This window comes from Vibrio sp. D417a, from assembly GCF_030248595.1.
Lineage (GTDB): Bacteria > Pseudomonadota > Gammaproteobacteria > Enterobacterales > Vibrionaceae > Vibrio > Vibrio alginolyticus.
On the sequence record NZ_JAHGAM010000016.1, the window covers coordinates 24,979 to 43,941 of the forward strand.

The window sequence follows — 18,963 nt, forward strand, 5'->3', positions numbered from 1 at the left end:
CTAATGGTTGTTGTAGTGCCGTCAATCGATGCTCGAATTTCCCAGATTGCACCAGAGTTCAAAGCATTGAGCATATCCGTTAAAGGAACGGAAGTTCAGAGCCAAGAGTATGCAAAACGGGTTCTGCAAGAAGCATGTACTTCCGTCATTGAGAACGACTATCCATGGGCAGAATCACACATCAATGCGTGGGGAGACGTTTTTCGTCTATTTGGCGCTAAACCAAATCGAACCCCTTGCTCGGCTGCTGCACTGCGAAAACGAGTATTGAAAGATGGAGGAATGCAGAGCATTGACCCTATTGTGGATATTTATAATGCCATCAGTATTCGATACGCCATACCCGTAGGTGGTGAAGATATGGACAGTTATCAAGGAACGCCAACACTCACTATCGCAGATGGCTCTGAATCCTTTGACACCATGAAAAATGGTGAGGCTTCAATTGAAAACCCTGATGTTGGGGAAGTAATTTGGCGCGATGAAGTAGGCGTTACTTGTCGTCGTTGGAACTGGAGGCAGGGTGTCAGAACCCGAATTGAATCTGACACACGTAACATGTGGTTTATTCTAGAAAGCTTGCCTGAAATGCCACTCGAACGCTTGCAGGAGGCGGGGCAAGAAATGATTAAACACTTGCAAGTGATCATGTCTGATTCAGTGATAGAGCAATCGTTGGTGTTTGCTTCAAAATCCATTGAGGTTTGATGTGATAAATACTTTGTTAACGGGTGCCGTTGTTTCTGGAAGTTTGATTGTCGCAATCGGTAGCCAAAATGCGTTTCTATTAAAGTGCGGATTAAAAAAGCAATACGCACTGTCCGTTGCCACTATCTGCTTTCTTGGAGACATTCTACTGATCAGTACTGGTGTACTTGGTATAGGGACACTGCTCTATAAAGCACCATTATGGAAAGACCTTTTGACTCTTGGCGGCGTAGTATTTCTTTTCTGGTATGGCTACCAATCTGCAAAATCAGCATGGAATGGTTCAAGTCACCTAGAGTTGGAAAATTCGGACATTGCCCAGAGTTGGTTAAAAGTCGTTTTAATGGCGATGGCTATCACTTTTTTAAATCCACATGTCTATCTGGATACGGTGGTGATCCTTGGTGGTGTGACTGCTCAAATGGAACCTGATGAAAAACTATTGTTTGTTAAAGGGGCACTGATTGCATCAGGGATCTGGTTTTATGGATTAGTGTATTTGGCTAACAAGTTGATCCCACTTTTTAGTAAGCCAAGAACATGGAGAATTTTAGATTCTGCGATTTCATGCATCATGTTTGGTATTGCATTGAAGCTCGCAACACCTCTGTTAAGCCAATACATATAGAACGTCTCGATAAAGCTGCATTTCCAATAACTAAACTGCTCCTGCCAGATTGGACACAGATTTTCCATACCAGAAGTTATTCGTATTTTGCTAATTTAAGTAAATGCTCTAAATCATTTCTGTCCAAGAGAGTGCTGGCGCAGTTCAAAGTAGGCACTTGCTTTGGGTTACTCGACTCCAAGTAACTTTATTGCTATGTTTCGCAAAATATATGGAGAATCTCCTGCGCGTTATTTTTCTAGATGCCGTGCAGAATAATGTGTTTACCGGCTGAGGGAAAAATGAAAACCAAAATAATAATGTCTTTTCTACTCGCTACATTGTGTGTCAGTGCCAGCGCCAGTACGAATGAGCCGAAATACCATTCTGCGCTAACAATCAAAACGGGATTCAGTGAAGACAGAGATAAGCCAGTAGAAGTCTATTATTGGTATCCCACAACGAACGAAAAAAACAATTTCACGTTTGGTAGGGGGAACATTTTTAAATCAGTCGAAACGCAGTTAGATGCCCCTTTAGCAAGTGGAAAATTTCCCGTTGTGCTTTTGTCGCAGGGCGGAACACGGTCAGCGTTTTCCCACAGTGGTTGGATAGCCTCGAGCCTGGCGCAACAAGGTTATGTCGTTGTGGTACCAAAGCCTCCTGCACCGAACGAAATCAATGCAGAAATGGCTGTTGATGAAATCACATTCAGAACCAGTGATTTGGTGCTTGGGCTGAACGAATTAAGTTCGGTCGGGATACTGTCCGGAGGCGTAGATACTGATGCAGTGCAGGGGGTCGGCTTTTTTCTGGGCGGCACATCTATGCTGATGCTCTCCGGAGCGCAAATAAGCCCGGAGAAATATCGAACATCGTGTCACAACGCCACCAATGTAGACTGTCATTGGTTACGTAAAAATAACGTTGATATTACCAGCATCCCGGATCAAAAATTCCCCCCGATTTCAGTCTGAAAACAAACTGAAATCGGTCGTCGTTATCAACCCTGAGCTAACGAAAACTTTTGTCCCTGAAACTCTGGCCTTGATGAACAATGCTATCACCGTGGTGACGCTTTCTGATCGGCTACATCCCGCACTGACACCAGCCGAATCACTTGTTGATCTTCCCAATGTGACGTTTCAAGAGATTCCTAGTGTGAGTCAGTTTAGTGCGTTCGCAGAATGTACTGAGCGTGGCATTAAAATTCTCGCATCAGAAGGGGAGGAAGCACTTTGCCAGGAGCATGACGAGGTTTCCAGAAAAGACAATCATCAGCACATTTTGGATGTAATTCTGGCCAGGTTAACAAAGTCATAAGAGTGCAACAATGAGGAGCTTTCTTACACATTGTGTGCTTGGACCAGCAAAGCGAGAAGTAAGTTTTTGCAGGCTTATCCTTTCACCATAGTGCAAGGCCTACTAGTGACCGTGTTATTTGCTCTAACTAAGTACTTGTACCAACATTTTGAAACTTAGAAGAACACACAAAATACCAACGATTTTCTTAAGAACTTTATTTGGGAAATACTCTGCACAACGCACGCCGAGGCTAGTAGTTAAGTAGCTACTAATGGAGAAGCTGAGCATTGCAGGAAGGTATATGTATCCTAATACTAAGTTGTTCCAATCTGTATTTCCCCATCCGTTTAACATGTAACCGAGGCTTCCTGACAGCGCGATAGGGAAACCTATCGCAGCAGAGGTACCAATAGCACGTTTTACCTCAAAATTTTGCTGGACAAGATAGGGGATGATCAACCCCGCACCGCTTATAGAGACAAGTGCTGATACAGAGCCAATCACCGAGCCTACAGTGATATTACCGATAGCCCCATGTGGGTTCGGATTGTACTCATTTTCAGTGTTGAGAAACATCTTATAAGCAACATACAACATGAATACGCTGAAAAAGCCTGCCAGATAGACTCCTTGTAGATACGATGCTACGAATGTGGCGCAAAATGTTCCGACTAGAACTCCGCTCAACATTTTTCCTACCATTGTCGAGTCTACATTCTCTTTTTTGTAGTGAGCGCGCATGCTGCCCAATGTTGTAATAATCATCGAAGCCATTGATGTCCCTAACGCAAGATGCACTACTTCCGTATCAGCTATTCCCTGTAGTGAAAATAGAAACGCAAAAATAGGGACGGCCATTCCACCACCACCCACACCAACGAGTCCAGCGAGAAAGCCAATGCCCAAGCCTGCTGTAATGTAATAGATAATAAAGATAGGTTCGTTCATGATGGTTCTGCCTTCGATAAAATGATCGTTGCTAAAATGTTACTCGAACGCTAACTTGCTATGGTAACGTTAAGAGGACAGAAAATAATGAATAATGGCCAAAATGGAATTGAGTAAATAAAGTGACAAACTCTGATTACAGCGAATGGAAAAATGGCGCCGCACTGATCGCTAAGGAGTGGCAGCATGAAAGGAGCGACTTCAACCATTTGGATCAACGGCCACATAATTGGCACAGTCATCATCGAGGCCAGTTACTGTGTATAGATGAAGGGCTAATACAGGTAAAAACCGATGAAGGAACGTGGATACTACCACCTCACCGAGCTGGTTGGATCCCCCCGGGTGCGATGCACAGTGTTTATTTTTGTGGTTCTCTGAAAGGTCGTTCATTACTGTTTACTCCAGAGAGTTGTGAGCGGTTTCCAATGAGACCTTGTGTTATCCAAATGAGCGATGTGTTGAAAGCCCTATCGGTTAGAGCATCGATATGGAGCAAAACAGACGATCTATCCATACAGTCTTTACGTATTCTCGCCGTAATATCCGATGAAATCGTCAATAGCCCTCATGAGTCACTCCACATCCCACTGCCCAGAGATCCGAGACTGCAAAAAGTTACTCAAGCAATTTTAATAGACCCAAACAGCAAGCATTCTGTGGAGCATTGGGCCAATATCGGGGCAGTCTCATCTCGGACGTTAAGACGATTGATTCGAAGTGAGTTAAACATGAGTTTTAGTGAATGGCGGCAACAAGTACTGCTAATACATTCATTAGAAATGATAGCTCGAGGGGAATCGGTGGGAGATATTGCACATGCTTTAGGTTATTCGACGCCCAGTAACTTTATTGCGATGTTTCGTCGGGTCTATGGCGATTCACCCACGCGTTACTTTTCGAGTCGTGGCATATAGTTGCCAAGAGCTTACCTAAATTAGGTTCGTTTTTATGTACTGAGGTTTACATTCATTTACTCACGCAACATAAGCAAGTGCTTCTAGCTTCTTTCTGCCCGAATGAGCTGAAATCAATTTCGAAGTGGACAATAGATTCGTCGCGAACGCTACCATCTTGGTCGTAGAGTATTGGTTACGGAAACCATTAACTCATGTTAGTGAAAGGAAATTCCTGAACCCTATAGTGCTTCTTTCACCAATCTTCTGTTTGGGCCATTATTTCTAACATCCAGACGCGAAATAGCATAAGATACACGGCCTTTACTAGCACTGAGCCACTCATCGTAATGACAGATAAAACACAGCAAGCGACATTTGCCGATCTTGGCCTGATTCCAACATTAGTCGAGCGACTAGAAGCGTTGGAATACAGCCAACCGACGCCCATTCAATCCCGTTCTATTCCTGATATCCTTGAAGGGAAAGATATTATTGGTGGTGCCAATACGGGGTCTGGTAAAACCGCTGCTTTTTCGCTGCCAATCTTGCAAAAAATTGTTCAGCAAGACGAATCAAACAATCGCCGTGGCAACTTCGTTTCCCACCTGATTTTAGTACCAACTCGTGAGTTGGCATCACAGGTGGCATATAACGTCAAATCTTACTCATACCATCTCAGAGATAAGATCAAAACGGTTGCCGTATTTGGTGGTGTATCGGTGAACCCACAAATGCTGGCGCTTCGTGGTGGCTGTGACATCATTGTTGCAACGCCGGGTCGATTACTTGATCTGGTATCCAGTAACGCGATTAAGTTGGACCAAGTAAAAACGCTTGTTCTTGACGAAGCCGACCGAATGTTGAGCCTCGGATTTACCGAAGAACTGAATAAGATTCTTGCGTTACTACCAGAGAAGAAACAGACGCTGTTATTTTCTGCTACTTTCCCTGATAAAGTCACGACGCTGGCTCAGCAGTTGCTCCGCGACCCTGTTGAAGTTCAGTTGCAGAGCGCAGAAGCCAGCACTTTGGTGCAGCGCGTGTTTAGTGTAAATAAAGGTGAGAAGACGGCGGTACTCGCGCACTTAATCAAACAGCATCAGTGGCGACAGACTTTGATTTTTGTGAATGCTAAGAATGCCTGTAACCATTTAGCTCAAAAGCTGTCAAAACGCGGTATTACCGCTGAAGTTTTCCATGGTGATAAAGGGCAGGGCGCTCGTACTCGTGTCCTTGACGGTTTTAAGTCTGGCGAGATTCAAGTTCTTATTGCCACCGATATCGCAGCACGCGGCCTTGATATTGAAAAACTTCCAGTGGTGATTAACTTCGATCTTCCGCGTAGCCCTGCTGATTATATGCATCGAATCGGTCGTAGTGGTCGTGCTGGTGAAGTAGGTTTAGGATTATCTCTTATCGATTACGACGACTACCACCATTTCAAAGTGATAGAAAAGAAAAATAAGTTCCAACTTGAACGCGAGCACGTAGTCGGTTTTGAAGTGGAAGACGATCAGAGTGAAGCCTACTTTTTACCAATGAAGCCGCGAGCGAAGCCAGCAGGTACGGGTAAAAAGAAGAAAAAGCGTAATCAATAGAAAACGTAAACTACATGTGAGTTTACTTACGGGAGTTGCTGGAGAAAGGGAATGCTCACTAGCTTGAGTCTTCGCTTCTAGCCATTCCTTTAAAGAACAATAGAGCCCTGCTGGAGCTACCAGTAGGGCTCTATTGCTTTTCAAGATAGTGTTATTGGCGACGAGCAGGGCGTCCGCGAGGTGAACGCTTTTTAAATGCAGACGCTGCTTTAGCTTGTGACTTAAGAATAGAGTCAACGGTTAGCGGCATTGGCTCTTTAGGTTCAAGGCCATGAGGGAAGGTACGAGCTCTTGGTGGTAAGTTGTATTCTTCTTCGCTCGCGCGTGGCATACGCTTAAAGCGATAAAGGTAAAAGTTTTCTAATTTTTCTCTCGCCCATTCGGTTTTCTTTAAATACTTCACGCTACTTGCAATCGAAGGCTTAGTGTTAAAGCAATTAAAACGCATTGCTGTATCTAGAATGTCCCAGCCGTAAAAATCTACTAACTCTTGCAACATAGTCTCTAGCTTTAACCCGTGCAGTGGATTGTTCTGTTGCAGCTCGATTCTCTCTTCGTCAGTCATCATTTTTAAGGGCCTTACTCATTAAAGGGCGGAGTTTAACAAAGTATACAATGCAGAGATATCTATAGTTACTTTGCGATGGATGCGAGCACAGTGCTCTCTACCTTGAAAGTATAAATCGGAATTGGCCGCTCTACTTGGCTCTCTGCTCAAAAATGACTCTTAAAAGTTCAAGCGTCCCAGTTCGATGTTGAATTATTGTGTAATAATTGAGATTTTTGTTGTTCTTTTACTAATGTCTAATATTCCTACCGATAGCAATACATGCTTAATAGGTTCAAATCAAAAATTAGCCATACCACTTTCTTGGTGTGGCCTCGATGTTTGATGTGGGTGTTGTCTCGTATTGGTCTGTCTACCAAGCGAAACTCTAGTTGACGTAGTTCAACGTTGAAACATAAAAGGATGACTCAATGTCTGACAAAAGTAAGACTTTTTACAGGGATGTGCGCAAAAAACCGCATGAATTTGAAAACCGAGAAGACTTTCTAAATCATGATTTAACCGTCATGAGTTTCCGTCGCTGGGGAATTCATTTGCCCTCACGTGATTACAGTATTGAAATCGAAGACTGGGTACCTGCATTAGCAGCAACCATTGGTAAAGTGGTTATGGTCACTGCCATGGTTTCCGCTTTTGCTGCTCAGTTTGGTTTATCTCCGGAATTCATTGCAGAAAACGTGCGTTACGAATTACTTATCGCTGGAGCCCTGTTCGTCATCTTGTTTTCTGCCATCCTAAACCCGAATGCAAACTTAGCGGGAACCCATGGCCCAATGATACCGCTGATTCCTATGATCGCAGCTGCAGGAGGGCACCCTCTCGCGCTAGGTTTGATGGTATGTGTTTTTGGTTTAATTCTCGCTTTAACCAAAGGTGGCTCTAAACTCATGACTCTGACTGGTATCGGGGTTCGAGGAGGGTTGTTGATCTACCTTGGTGCTGTTGGGTTGCTCGGGCAAATTAATAAGACGGAAGCGTGGGCTGCAAGTACGGACCAAGGTTACATTTCGTTTGTGGTCATAGGCCTAACCGTTATGGTTTACGCTTACTTAGCCAAGATCAATAAACGTTGGCTCGCTATCCCATTGTGCTCTGCACTCGCGGGTATTGTTGCTTATTTGATGGGCGCTGAGTTTGCTTTTACCACAGAGCCGGGCCTGCCTAATTTCAGTCCATTCTACTGGTGGGGGGAAGATACAGGCTGGCAGCTAGGCTGGCCAACCCTAGAGCACTTTATTGCCGTGACTCCATTTGCTCTACTGGCAGTCGCTATGTGGTCCCCTGATTATCTCGGCCATCGTGTGTTTCAAGAACTTAACTACCCAAAAGAAGCGAAAGGTGTACTCATGGATGTCGATGACACGATGGTCGGAGCATCTGTTCGTCAGGGGGTTGGTTCACTCTTAGGGGGCGGAAACCTAGCTTCTTCTTGGGGAACGTACATGATTCCTGCCGCAATTGCCAAACGTCCTATTCCAGGTGGCGCACTGTTAACGGGTTTCATGTGTATTGCGGCGGCGGTAATTGGCTACCCAATGGATCTAGCAATGTGGGAGCCTGTTCTGCGTGTTGCTTTGATTGTCGGTGTATTCTTACCACTTTTAGAAGCGGGTATGCAGATGATCCATAAGCATAAAGATTCACTCAGTGCAGGTATCTGTATTTTTGCCTGTGCATTCGTTAATCCAGTCTTCGGTTGGGCAATCACGATGCTGTTGGATAACCTCGGGCTTATCGGCGACCATGAGCGTGCTAACGAACTATCGCGCAAAGATAAATATCTGATTCCTGGCACTGCGTTTATCGTTTGTGCAGGCTCCCTTGCTATTGTTGGTCAGCTTCCAGGCATTCCAGCTCTTATCGGTTAATCGAATTATGCTCTAAAGGTATAGTGAGAACAGTGAGTAAAGGGACTTGCTTCTTAAAATAGTAGACAAAAACAAAAAGCTACCTAGTACCTGGTAGCTTTTTGCATGTAGGGTTAGGCTACGGAGTTAGGCTATATGAGTGATTCAATGCCGTATTTTGCGCCGTAGTGTTCAACGACAAAATCAATGTCTTTGTCACCACGGCCTGATAAGTTGATCAAAATCGAGCCGGTTTCTCCTTGCTGCGCGAGTTTAATTGCGTAAGCGACAGCGTGTGAGGATTCAATAGCAGGAATTATTCCCTCTTCACGAGACAGCTCAAAGAATGCATCAATCGCTTCGTCATCGGTGATTGAGCTGTAATTGACACGGCCAATGTCTTTTAAGTAACTATGCTGAGGTCCAACCGATGGGTAATCCAAGCCACTTGCTACAGAGTACACTTCCTGAGGTTCACCTTGTGCATCTTTAAGCATGTAAGACTTAAATCCGTGCATGATACCTGGCTCACCGAGTGTGAGTGTTGCAGCATGCTCGCCAACCTTTTGCAAAGAGCGGCCCGCAGGTTCAACGCCGTGAATGGCGACTTGTTCATCCTCTAAGAAAGCAGTAAATAGCCCCATCGCGTTAGAACCACCTCCAACGCATGCGACGAGATTATTGGGTAACTTGCCGGTCATTTCTTTGAATTGAACTCGTGCTTCGTTACCGATAATTGATTGGAAATCTCTCACCATTTTAGGGAATGGGTGAGGGCCAACGACAGAGCCTATCGCATAAAGTTGTGTATCAGGATCTTTCAGATAAGCTTCGAATGCAGAATCTACCGCTTCTTTGAGAGTCTTGCGCCCATGAGTGGCAGGAATGACATTAGCACCAAGGATTCTCATGCGGACGACATTCGGATGCTCTTTGGCGATATCAACTTCACCCATGTAAATATCGCATTTCAAGCCAACCAATGCCGCGGCTGTAGCAAGCGCAACACCGTGTTGCCCTGCGCCAGTTTCAGCAATCAGTTTCTTCTTACCCATCTTTTTAGCGAGAATGGCTTCCCCTAAGCAGTGGTTAATTTTATGTGCGCCTGTATGGTTTAAGTCTTCGCGCTTTAGGTAGATGTCTGCTCCGTATTTTTTAGACAAGTTTTCCGCATGGAAGATTGGGCTAGGTCGTCCAACAAAGTGCTTATACAGGCGAACGAGTTCCGCTTTAAATTCAGGATCTTTGCTGCATTCCTCATAAGCTGCGTTGATGTCATGCATGATTTGTTCAAGCTCAAGTGGAACAAAGCTACCACCGTATTCACCAAAGTATCCTTCTTCGTTGGGCATAGTGAGATCAAACGAGTTTTTCATTATTTACATCCTAGTTAACGAAAGTATTGATACTTTTATACCCAAAATTTGGAAGAGGTTGTGTGATCAGTTGCTTAAATAACAATTGTCGATCTAGTGAACTAGTTAAAAAGTACAGCTTGGGTAGGGGATAATAGTTGGGATGTAGAATCAGGTGGTTTGAATAGGTGCAAAAAAGCCTCGAGAGATCCTAGGCTGTCATAAGAACCTCTCGAGGCAAACAGAGTGCTGGAAATACACTCTGCGATGGTGTCTGGAAACAAAAATTAGATTCGTTTCCTTTGTCAGATATTAGGGTTTTAGAATGAGTCGATGTCAGCGAAATGTCACAAGTTAATTGCGGTATTAAAAGCTTATTTTTTATTTTTGATTAATGGATTAGAAAGTAACCTAAAACAGGTTAACCTACCGCGTGTTCCGCATCTTTTAAGTTGAACATGATCTTTCTTTTTTTCGAATCGGTGTCTTTAACCAACACGTGCACTTTGCTCCCTAAAGTAAACGTGGCGCTCTGGCTGGAAATTTTTTGTTTGACTGCATCAAATTCGAACTCACCATTTTGGAAATTTGATAAAGGAATGAGACCTTCGATTCGGTTTTCCTCTAACTCAACAAATGCTCCGAAGTGTGTGAATCCAGACGCTGTCCCTATGAAGTGTTGTCCGATAAATGGCTTCATGTAATGACATTTCAGTGCAAACTCAATCTCTCAGCTAGGGATTATGTGCTCGTAGTTATTAGAATTTATTGATTGAGCAGATATATTTAATTTCATTTTTTCTCTTATATTCGCCAATCGCTTTTATTTTATAAACTTTATTTTTATGAGCAAAGCATGAGGCGAAGTGATTCAGATATGAATGAGATTAATTTAATTCCAAACTGGAATTGCAAGGTAGGTTGTGTGATTACCTAAAGATGTATACCAAAGTGACTTTATTGAAAGTGATTAATGATGGTGTGGGAGAGGTAAGTGATTTGGCTATATAAACTTAGATAGAGAATAGTAAGGGCAGTAACAAGTGGAAGGGGGTTGTGGCACCAACAACATTGATGCCACACAAAGAATTACAGTGCAGTTACTTCAGCTGCTTGTAAACCTTTGTTACCTTGTTCAACAACGAACGATACTTTTTGGCCTTCAGTAAGAGTTTTGAAGCCTTCAGAAACAATAGAACGGAAGTGAACGAATACGTCATCACCGCCATTGTCTTGAGAAATAAAACCAAAACCTTTAGTTTCGTTGAACCATTTTACTGAACCAGTTAATTTATTAGACATAGATACCTCTATATTTGATTGTTTTAAATATTGAATTTTTAGCTAATATCAAGTGCTACTATATGATTTTAGAGATAACTATTTTGTCGCAGGAACGTAAACGAGGAATTCGATGTGGAACTGAGAGAAACTTTGATCTTTAATTACATTAATAGCTCTTTCCGTAAGAGCTGATGTGCAGTATACCGACAAAATTAATAAAGGCTAGCCTTTTCTTTTTTATTTTTTGAGTACGCCAAGCGCATTGCTTTCAAAGCATACGCTTGGTGTATAAGACGGCGTGATGTTATAGGTGGCGTCGAGCGCTTAGTGTTTTCTGGTTGGGCCGTTACGAACGATGTCTTTACCATTGTCATATACGTGCTGCGAAACCCAGCGGCCAAGGAGCAATTGGTGCTTTTCTCCTAATACGGCAACAAATGGACGACCATCGGTATTAGAGGTGGCTAGCGCAACGCCAGTGACACCTTCAAGGCCAAGAGCGCCGCTTTCTACTAAATGCAGAAATGCCTCTAACTCTTCAATCGTTTCGATTACATGGTTATCAATATTCATTGTATTCAATCTCTTCGAATTGCATTGCGGTCGCGTACTCTACCTAAGTTAAGCGTGGAAACCAAGTTTCTGCGCGAGTCATGTAATGATAGAGCCTCGTCCTGCCACTAATCATCGATAGTTAGTCTCGATAGTCCGGAACTTGCCTAGATTCAATGAGGCAGAAAACACTCTCTGGTTAGACATGAGTCACACAATGTTGTCTGGCTTATGTCAACAATACTTTTGCTATTGGATGGGGTGAAGGGGAGTGCAATAATTTGTAAAACTCTTTTCCTAAAGGCTGTTATGAAGAAAGTCCTGATTACCGGTTTTGAACCTTTTGGTGGTGACGCCATTAACCCCGCCTTAGAAGCGGTCAAGCAATTAGAGGCTGCGGCCATAAAAGGCGGTGTGATAGTTACTTGCCCAGTCCCCGTAGTTCGATATGACTCGGTGAAAGTCGTTATTGAAGCAATAGAAGCGCACCAGCCAGACTGTGTGATTACTGTAGGGCAAGCGGCCGGGCGTAGCGCGATAACCCCAGAGCGTGTCGCAATTAATGTCGATGATTTTCGTATTCCAGATAACGCTGGTCATCAGCCGATTGATGAACCCGTGGTGGCCGATGGTCCTGATGCTTACTTCTCGACACTACCGATAAAGCGTGTTGTGCAAACGTTGCAAACGCAGGGTATACCTAGCCAGATTTCCAACAGTGCTGGAACATTTGTATGTAACCATCTCTTTTATGGGATCCAACATTACTTGATAGACAATCCGATTCGTCACGGGTTTGTTCATATTCCATTATTGCCAGAACAAGCAGCAAATGGCAGTCAGCCTTCTATGTCTTTGGACATGATAGTCGAAGGGCTGAGGCTGGTGGCGCAAGTTTGTATTGCCAATGATAGCGATATCCTGGTAAGCGGTGGAACGATTTGCTAGTAAGTGTTTTAAAACCCAGTAAGTATCTGAAAGATAATAATAAGCTCGTCGTTTGATGTTGTAGTAAATGTTAGCTTTGTCAAATTTCACAAGTAGCGAAAGGAGTAGCATTGAATAGTCAGGTTGGATGTTGTTCAAACTGACATTCCTCTAGTACAGGAGGTGTTAGGGGGCTAACTTTACGAAAGGCGAGTTATTATGAAAAGCAACAAAAGTAAGTCAATCGCACTTATCTCTGTCGTTGTTTTCGCGTTGGCTATTGCTGCGCTTAAATTCGAAAACACGCTCGGAGTTCTTCCCATCGTAGTCGCTATTATCGCGTTTTTTACTTGCGTTATTTATACCAGTAGATACCTGTCTGATATGAAGCGTTCAGAGTTGATAAGTCAACCCAAACAAGCTCGAAAAATGTGTTCCAACGCATCACGCAATGAGCTTGATGCGTGCGATAAAAAGCGTTGAAGCGAGTCACATTCTCCGTATACTTTGCTGGAGCATTAATGCACTAACGTGTCGGAGATAAGCATGTCAAATCGAGTACCAACCAACATACTGACCGGATTTTTGGGTGTCGGTAAAACGACCACGATTTTAAATCTACTGAAGAACAAACCGGAAAAAGAAAACTGGGCGGTTTTGGTCAATGAATTTGGTGAGATTGGCATCGACGGTGCATTGATGACCGACCAAGGCGCGTTGATTAAAGAAGTGCCGGGTGGTTGTATGTGCTGCACTGCGGGTGTGCCGATGTCGGTAGGTATCACCGCATTATTGCGTCAAAAACCGGACCGTTTATTGATTGAGCCGACAGGCCTTGGTCATCCAAAACAGGTTATCGCGACGCTTACCTCACAGCAGTATGAACCTTACGTTGATCTTAAAGCGACGATTGCCTTGGTTGATCCGCGTAACTTAAGTGATGAAAAGTATCTTTCTAACCAAAACTTCGTGGACCAGTTAAACAGTGCAGATGTGGTTATTGGTAGTAAGGTTGACCTATGTTCCAGCCACGACCTTGATGTGTTTAATGACTGGGTGACGGACCAATCCCCTTCAAAAGTATTCAGTAAGCTTATTCATGACGGTGAGTTGCCGATAGAAGTCTTGGATATTGAGCGGGTTTACGGCAGCGCTTCTTCCCATATCGAGTCACATCATCATGACCACGCTCACCAAGAGCCTCAATTCCAGTTGGCGCCTGGTGAAGCCTTTGTGCGCAAAGAGAACAAAGGGCAGGGTTATTTTAGTTGTGGGTGGTTGTTTGGGGCAGAGTATAAGTTTGATTTTGAAAAGCTTTTCTCTATGCTGTCGGACTTGACCGCAGAGCGTGTTAAAGCAGTGGTCAATACGGATCAAGGTTGTTACGCGTTTAATGTTGCCAACCGAGTCGTGTCGGTGAATGAAATCAGCTTAGAAGGCTTTGAATCACGATTAGAAGTGATAGATTCTCAGCTGTTGCCATGGGATGAGCTTGAGCGAATTCTCCTTCAGTTATCTGGCATCAAACATTAAATCGCGCAAAGGTTAAACGAAAACGGTGAACCACTAATATATCTGTGCTCACCGTTTTTTCTTTTGTAGGATTTCAATGAGAAAAGTGAGATAAATCACTCAAATTCGGGTATAGTGCACGGCTAAATTTTTAAAGCTATTTTTAGTGGTTTGTTTAAGGAATACGCTCAATGTCATTTTCATCTCAAGGTTTTGCGCCAGAAGTGGTTAAAGCACTGGCAGAATGCGGTTATGAAAAGTTAACGCCAATTCAACAGAAGGCGATTCCAATGGCTCGCAAAGGCCATGATATTTTCGCTACAGCACAAACAGGTACTGGTAAAACGGCTGCGTTTTCTCTGCCTATGATTCAGCAGTTGCTAGACAGTAACCGTAGCGCTTCTCGTAAGACTGCTCGCGCACTTATCTTGGCTCCAACTCGTGAGCTTGCTGAACAAATTGCTGACAACATCAAAGCTTACACGAAGTACACGAACCTGTCGGTGGCTGCGATTTTCGGTGGCCGTAAAATGTCTTCTCAAGTAACGGCATTAGAAAACGGTGTAGATATCCTAGTGGCTACACCTGGTCGATTGGAAGAGCACATTGAACAAGGTAATGTCTCGGTCGCACACTTAGAGTTTTTAGTGTTTGATGAAGCAGACCGTATCTTGGACATGGGCTTTATTCACGCAGTACGTAAGATCATGCTGGATGTGGATACTGATCCGCAAATTATGATGTTTTCTGCAACGACTTCGAGCCAACTAAATCTGCTAGCAAAAGATATCCTGCGTAAGCCTAAGCGTATTGAAGTTGAGCGAGCGAATACGACAGCACAGACAGTTGCTCACGTGTTATATCCAGTTGATCAAGAGCGAAAAACGGAACTGCTTTCGGAGCTGATTGGTCGTAAGAACTGGAAACAAGTGCTGGTATTTGTGAACTACAAAGAGACCGCAAACGACGTTGTAAAAGAGCTGAAACTTGATGGTATCAAAGCGGTGGTTTGTCATGGTGACAGAGCTCAAAGTGCTCGTCGTCGTGCGTTAGAAGAGTTCAAGTCCGGTAAAGCACGTGTCATGGTGGCTACCGATGTCGCTGCTCGAGGTCTAGATATTGAAGATTTACCTCACGTTGTGAACTATGACATGCCTTTCCTAGCGGAAGATTACGTTCACCGAATTGGTCGTACAGGCCGTGCAGGTAAACAAGGCCATGCTGTTTCATTTGTAAACCGAGATGAAGAGCTCACGGTTGTTCAGGTTGAAAATCTAATCCAGCAGCGAATTCGCCGTATTGAGCTTGCAGGCTATGAACCAAAACAGCGTGAATCTTACATTGAAAAGCTGCACTCAAAACCAGCATTCAAGAATCGTCAAGGTCGTCGTAATAATCCGAACCAGTCGGCAACAGACCAAGGGTCGGCAGAGCGTCGTCTTGCTATGGTGAAGCGCCTGAAAGCGCGTCGTGGCGCAAAGTAAATTACACAGTCTGTGTGAAAAGAGCCCCTCAATTGAGGGGCTTTTTTTGTTTTGTCGTTTCGCGTTAATTTAGGCCAAGCATATTTGGCTCACCACGATAAATAATGCGATCGTTTCCTCGGTGAATACCAAACGTAACTGTAACAGGTGGATTTTCCTCTTCACTTGTCGTGTTATCCCAATCGTATTTCAGCCAAGGGATGCGATTACCTGAGCCGTCTAAATCCAGGTGGAATTGTATTTGCTCGCGTGCTGAGTCAATTTGGCTTGCAACGATATCGGTCATCCTGCCAACATGCATTGTCCCAACTCCAGAAAGCATGGCGTTGTTTGCAGGCGCATTCGACCAAATTGGCGTGCTGAAGTAATATTCACCATTCGCCGTTGTTGAGCTGTCATCGAAGTTAGTCATAAATCGACCGTTTTGCCAAGTTTCTACAGCAAGTGGCACTTTGATCACCATGCCTTGGTTGCCACCTACATCTTGAAAGTTCAAACGACCGAATCGAATGTCTGGTTGTTTTGTGAGCACTTCGCTATCGTCGAAGAAGTTTACCTCATCAACGGCTTTTACTGAGACTAAACCTATTTGGCTGATATCACTATTAGTCTCGGTATTGAATGGACCATCAGGATATTGCTTATCTGTCGTGTTCTTTTTCCAGCATGGGCTATTGTTACAAGTCGCATTGGTCGAGGGCTTCTCTATAACAAACGTTCCAACACTCGCGCTACCCAGTAGTTTCCAGTCTACCTTCTTAGGCTTAGGCGGCAAAAACCGATCGGAGTATGAGCTTAGCTCGCCTAAATCGAAATGTTGTTGAAGGTTAGACGAAAAGTGGACGTAATTCTTCACGTTTTCCTTATTCGCATTGAGTGCGACAACATCGTAAGTGACTTTCTCAAAAGGTTGATTCATGTAAGCAAAAGTTTGGCCATGTGGGTAGTGCCATTCTTGGTCTTGCACTTGAAAATATTTTGGGTAAAAACGACCAACGTAACGATAGCCTTCGTTCACAGTCATACCTAGATATTTACTTTCTAGGTTTGCTTTTACTCTCAAGCTCCCGACTTCTTCCCAATATAATCCATTAAAGACGAATTGATCATTCTTGGCTGAATTATGCGCCTGAGCCAGTGAGTCACTACTTTTTAGCAATTTTGAGGTTTGGTTCGCTGTCTCTGATGGCGTATGTTGCTCACTCGACAAGACAACGGATGCTGCTGGAGCGTCATCAAGCATAAAATTACGGGTGATAGAGGCATCACAATAGCGTGCTGATTCAACAGAACCACTTACAGAGCCGTCAGGTTGCCAAATGATCGGCTTCACTGTTAGAGAGAAAAGTTCTCCGGCGGCAATAAACCCATCTCCTTGTTCAGAGGTGCCAGAAGGCAAAGCACGTTGGTTGTCACAGATAGCCAGTGTCCATGGTCGCGAGTACACATTAAATGTTCCTTTCACTTCCACTTTGCCTTCTTCAGGGCACTCTTCAAATCCCTCACATTCAAAATGATCGGACAGTGTCACTTCAAATATGCCGGACTCGTTCGTGATAAGACCATGTTCAGACAAGCCATCTTCAAATTCTGCTGAATAGCTAAAGTTTCCTTCACTTCCTCCTAATGGTTGAACCAATGGATGAAAAACTTTAGGCGTACCATTGTAGTTGCTTGCTACTACAGGTTCGCCGGTGGTGGCACAAGCAAGTAATCGCGTATGCACGTTTTCTGGCTTACCTGCAATAACGCGTATTTCATTTAAAGTGGTGCTTTTTGTCTTTGAGTAGGCCTCAAACATAAATGGCGTAAACATAAAGCGAACAGTTTGATGCTTGCTCGTGTCTTTCGCCATAGTGAAAGTTAGTGTGTAGTTGGTATCTAACGAGATCGTATCAATATTATTCGGAACCACTCGAACAACAAGTTCACCATTCTCGTCAGATATAAATTGGTTGGCTCCTAATGTCTGCTGACCTTTAACCACCTCTAAAGTGAACAAGTCAGGGTGTGATAGGACAGCACTGACTTCTGCGCTTACAACTTCTCCATTATTGGTTGTTGTTGCTGTAAATTGCGGAAGATCGTCGCCGCACATCAGTGCCATGTCGTCCGATGGTGTGACGCTGAGGTTTAAGTCGTTCTCCGATGGAGGCTGCATGCTGCAATTCGGAACATCTTGAGGGGTGATTGGACAGACTTGGGAAGAGTAGTGACAATCAGCCTCGCCCAATCCACAGTATTGCGTGTATTTGTTGTCTTGTGCTTTCGTTTGTGCACTTCCTGGCGTTTGTTGGATTTCACCACAAACTTGACTAGGCTGATTTGGAGCGTTGTTGAAGTTCAATGTTTGGAAGTATTTAATTGCTGCGGTGGAACTATAGAATGAGCCATTTAATGTAGCTGACGATCCTACAGATTCAGCCGTACCATAGATCGACATATCTTTTATAATCAGAGAGTTGTGCGCAGAAACATCACCGACGACAAAATGGTCTTGTAAAGGATGGTTTGTTTTTAGGTGTAGTGTTTCGCCTTGTGATTCGACCTTACCACAGATGTTTGTATTAAATATATTGGTCGTGCTGTGTGTCGAAATATCACCAATAATGGTGTTGTACATTCCATCAATGTTAAGTGTCGAACCTGTTAGCTTAATATTCCCGTCTATGAGAATGTTATGAAGCTTTGTTGGGTATGCCGATAGAAGATCACCATAGATGACAGTGTGTTTGTTTTGGTAATCGTCGAGGTTTGATGCTTTCTCATTGTTAACCGTTAATCCGGTAGCGAGGGCGTGTAGAGAGATACGTTTATTGGGTTCACCAATTGTATTATTCCCCTCTAACACAATGCCATAATCTGCTTTTAATGTTATCTCTTTTTCCGGTAATGAGGAGACAATTTTATCACCAGCGGGTAGGACTAGTTTCCCTGTACAGCGATAAGTCGTGCCATCGCTTTCGATACTAAAACTCTTGTGTGAGCAAAGTTGACCTAACTCAGATAGATCTTTTACGTCATAAGTGGTGGCGTGTGAGGTTAGCGGTAAAAAAAGAACCGCAGTGAAAATACTGCAAAGACGCATCATCAAATGTCCTAATGAGTGGAACAAGATGGCATCAAGCGAGCGTGAGCAAATGCTCACTGAAATTGGAATAGTTGCGGTACTTTTTTGTTTTGAAGCCGCTTAGTTATTGAACTTTGGTTATTTTTTATTTCGTATGTCATACCAAAGTTTAGCGGCCTTATTACAACGTAAGTGTCAGGTTAGTTCAAGAGGTAAGTGTGATGTGTGTCGATTTATATGTGTAACTATTTGTTAGTTAAGGATAATAAGTAAGCATGTTGGTTCAGAATCAGGAAGGA

At 43.7% G+C, this 18,963-nt stretch carries 16 protein-coding genes and 1 pseudogene; 10 read left to right on the top strand and 7 right to left on the bottom strand.

Annotation, left to right across the window (positions count from 1 at the left end):
• Positions 1-3 precede the first annotated feature (3 nt).
• The 3 genes from KI742_RS15820 (at position 4) to KI742_RS15830 (ending at position 2,292) form a co-directional block, all read left to right on the top strand.
• The gene (locus KI742_RS15820; RefSeq protein ID WP_285386060.1) at positions 4-708 is read left to right on the top strand and encodes a B3/4 domain-containing protein; all 705 of its coding nucleotides are present in this window, start codon (positions 4-6) and stop codon (positions 706-708) included.
• Position 709: 1 nt separating this feature from the next.
• The gene (locus KI742_RS15825) at positions 710-1,336 is read left to right on the top strand and encodes a LysE/ArgO family amino acid transporter (RefSeq protein ID WP_285386061.1); all 627 of its coding nucleotides are present in this window, start codon (positions 710-712) and stop codon (positions 1,334-1,336) included.
• 281 nt (positions 1,337-1,617) lie between these two features.
• Positions 1,618-2,292, top strand: a complete 675-nt coding sequence (locus KI742_RS15830; protein WP_285386062.1) for a hypothetical protein — start codon at positions 1,618-1,620, stop codon at positions 2,290-2,292.
• A 469-nt stretch (positions 2,293-2,761) separates the two neighbouring features.
• Here the strand turns inward: KI742_RS15830 and KI742_RS15835 are convergent, their stop codons facing one another.
• Positions 2,762-3,568 carry a sulfite exporter TauE/SafE family protein gene (locus tag KI742_RS15835; protein ID WP_017635743.1) on the bottom strand — a complete coding sequence of 269 codons (807 nt, stop codon included), beginning with the start codon at positions 3,566-3,568 and terminating at the stop codon, positions 2,762-2,764.
• Positions 3,569-3,690: 122 nt separating this feature from the next.
• Between KI742_RS15835 and KI742_RS15840 the strand changes: the two genes are divergently transcribed.
• Positions 3,691-4,485 (top strand): helix-turn-helix transcriptional regulator, encoded by a 795-nt coding sequence (locus tag KI742_RS15840; RefSeq protein WP_005389423.1) that lies wholly within the window; start codon positions 3,691-3,693, stop codon positions 4,483-4,485.
• A gap of 329 nt (positions 4,486-4,814) precedes the next feature.
• Positions 4,815-6,065, top strand: coding sequence for a DEAD/DEAH box helicase (locus tag KI742_RS15845; RefSeq protein ID WP_213903698.1), 1,251 nt, complete (start codon positions 4,815-4,817; stop codon positions 6,063-6,065).
• Positions 6,066-6,216: 151 nt separating this feature from the next.
• Here KI742_RS15845 and KI742_RS15850 read toward each other — a convergent pair whose 3' ends face one another.
• Positions 6,217-6,633 (bottom strand): VF530 family DNA-binding protein, encoded by a 417-nt coding sequence (locus KI742_RS15850; RefSeq protein ID WP_005375544.1) that lies wholly within the window; start codon positions 6,631-6,633, stop codon positions 6,217-6,219.
• Positions 6,634-7,043: 410 nt separating this feature from the next.
• On the opposite strand from KI742_RS15850, the gene KI742_RS15855 reads away from it, so the two are divergent.
• Positions 7,044-8,501, top strand: a complete 1,458-nt coding sequence (locus tag KI742_RS15855) for a DUF3360 domain-containing protein (protein ID WP_005375642.1) — start codon at positions 7,044-7,046, stop codon at positions 8,499-8,501.
• Between the two features lie 131 nt (positions 8,502-8,632).
• Here KI742_RS15855 and trpB read toward each other — a convergent pair whose 3' ends face one another.
• From trpB to KI742_RS15875, 4 genes and pseudogenes are all read right to left on the bottom strand, one after another.
• Positions 8,633-9,856 (bottom strand): tryptophan synthase subunit beta, encoded by a 1,224-nt coding sequence (gene trpB, locus KI742_RS15860; RefSeq protein ID WP_258480921.1) that lies wholly within the window; start codon positions 9,854-9,856, stop codon positions 8,633-8,635.
• Positions 9,857-10,256: 400 nt separating this feature from the next.
• A pseudogene (locus KI742_RS15865) lies at positions 10,257-10,565 on the bottom strand (S1 RNA-binding domain-containing protein); the annotation flags it as partial.
• A 359-nt stretch (positions 10,566-10,924) separates the two neighbouring features.
• The gene (locus tag KI742_RS15870; protein WP_005375644.1) at positions 10,925-11,137 is read right to left on the bottom strand and encodes a cold-shock protein; all 213 of its coding nucleotides are present in this window, start codon (positions 11,135-11,137) and stop codon (positions 10,925-10,927) included.
• Positions 11,138-11,443: 306 nt separating this feature from the next.
• Entirely contained in the window at positions 11,444-11,692 is a 249-nt protein-coding gene (locus KI742_RS15875) for a hypothetical protein (protein WP_005375646.1), read from the bottom strand.
• A 288-nt stretch (positions 11,693-11,980) separates the two neighbouring features.
• Between KI742_RS15875 and pcp the strand changes: the two genes are divergently transcribed.
• The 4 genes from pcp to KI742_RS15895 all read left to right on the top strand — a co-directional run bounded on the left by pcp (position 11,981) and on the right by KI742_RS15895 (position 15,594).
• Positions 11,981-12,619, top strand: a complete 639-nt coding sequence (gene pcp / locus KI742_RS15880) for a pyroglutamyl-peptidase I (protein WP_053350641.1) — start codon at positions 11,981-11,983, stop codon at positions 12,617-12,619.
• 198 nt (positions 12,620-12,817) lie between these two features.
• On the top strand, positions 12,818-13,081 hold the full coding sequence (locus KI742_RS15885; RefSeq protein ID WP_005375648.1) for a hypothetical protein: 264 nt from the start codon (positions 12,818-12,820) through the stop codon (positions 13,079-13,081).
• Between the two features lie 63 nt (positions 13,082-13,144).
• Positions 13,145-14,131, top strand: coding sequence for a GTP-binding protein (locus tag KI742_RS15890; protein WP_104980800.1), 987 nt, complete (start codon positions 13,145-13,147; stop codon positions 14,129-14,131).
• A 170-nt stretch (positions 14,132-14,301) separates the two neighbouring features.
• Entirely contained in the window at positions 14,302-15,594 is a 1,293-nt protein-coding gene (locus KI742_RS15895) for a DEAD/DEAH box helicase (RefSeq protein WP_025768979.1), read from the top strand.
• A 64-nt stretch (positions 15,595-15,658) separates the two neighbouring features.
• Here the strand turns inward: KI742_RS15895 and KI742_RS15900 are convergent, their stop codons facing one another.
• Positions 15,659-18,685: a DUF6701 domain-containing protein gene (locus KI742_RS15900; protein ID WP_285386064.1), complete on the bottom strand. Its 3,027-nt coding sequence runs from the start codon at positions 18,683-18,685 to the stop codon at positions 15,659-15,661.
• Between the last annotated feature and the right edge of the window lie 278 nt (positions 18,686-18,963).

Bases quoted from the DNA above. Each gene is read 5' to 3' on its own strand.
- KI742_RS15820 (WP_285386060.1), top strand. From the start codon at position 4: ATGGTTGTTGTAGTGCCGTCAATCGATGCTCGAATTTCCCAGATTGCA.
- KI742_RS15830 (WP_285386062.1), top strand. From the start codon at position 1,618: ATGAAAACCAAAATAATAATGTCTTTTCTACTCGCTACATTGTGTGTC.
- KI742_RS15835 (WP_017635743.1), bottom strand. From the start codon at position 3,568: ATGAACGAACCTATCTTTATTATCTATTACATTACAGCAGGCTTGGGC.
- KI742_RS15845 (WP_213903698.1), top strand. From the start codon at position 4,815: ATGACAGATAAAACACAGCAAGCGACATTTGCCGATCTTGGCCTGATT.
- KI742_RS15850 (WP_005375544.1), bottom strand. From the start codon at position 6,633: ATGATGACTGACGAAGAGAGAATCGAGCTGCAACAGAACAATCCACTG.
- KI742_RS15855 (WP_005375642.1), top strand. From the start codon at position 7,044: ATGTCTGACAAAAGTAAGACTTTTTACAGGGATGTGCGCAAAAAACCG.
- trpB (WP_258480921.1), bottom strand. From the start codon at position 9,856: ATGAAAAACTCGTTTGATCTCACTATGCCCAACGAAGAAGGATACTTT.
- KI742_RS15870 (WP_005375644.1), bottom strand. From the start codon at position 11,137: ATGTCTAATAAATTAACTGGTTCAGTAAAATGGTTCAACGAAACTAAA.
- KI742_RS15875 (WP_005375646.1), bottom strand. From the start codon at position 11,692: ATGAATATTGATAACCATGTAATCGAAACGATTGAAGAGTTAGAGGCA.
- pcp (WP_053350641.1), top strand. From the start codon at position 11,981: ATGAAGAAAGTCCTGATTACCGGTTTTGAACCTTTTGGTGGTGACGCC.
- KI742_RS15885 (WP_005375648.1), top strand. From the start codon at position 12,818: ATGAAAAGCAACAAAAGTAAGTCAATCGCACTTATCTCTGTCGTTGTT.
- KI742_RS15890 (WP_104980800.1), top strand. From the start codon at position 13,145: ATGTCAAATCGAGTACCAACCAACATACTGACCGGATTTTTGGGTGTC.
- KI742_RS15895 (WP_025768979.1), top strand. From the start codon at position 14,302: ATGTCATTTTCATCTCAAGGTTTTGCGCCAGAAGTGGTTAAAGCACTG.
- KI742_RS15900 (WP_285386064.1), bottom strand. From the start codon at position 18,685: ATGATGCGTCTTTGCAGTATTTTCACTGCGGTTCTTTTTTTACCGCTA.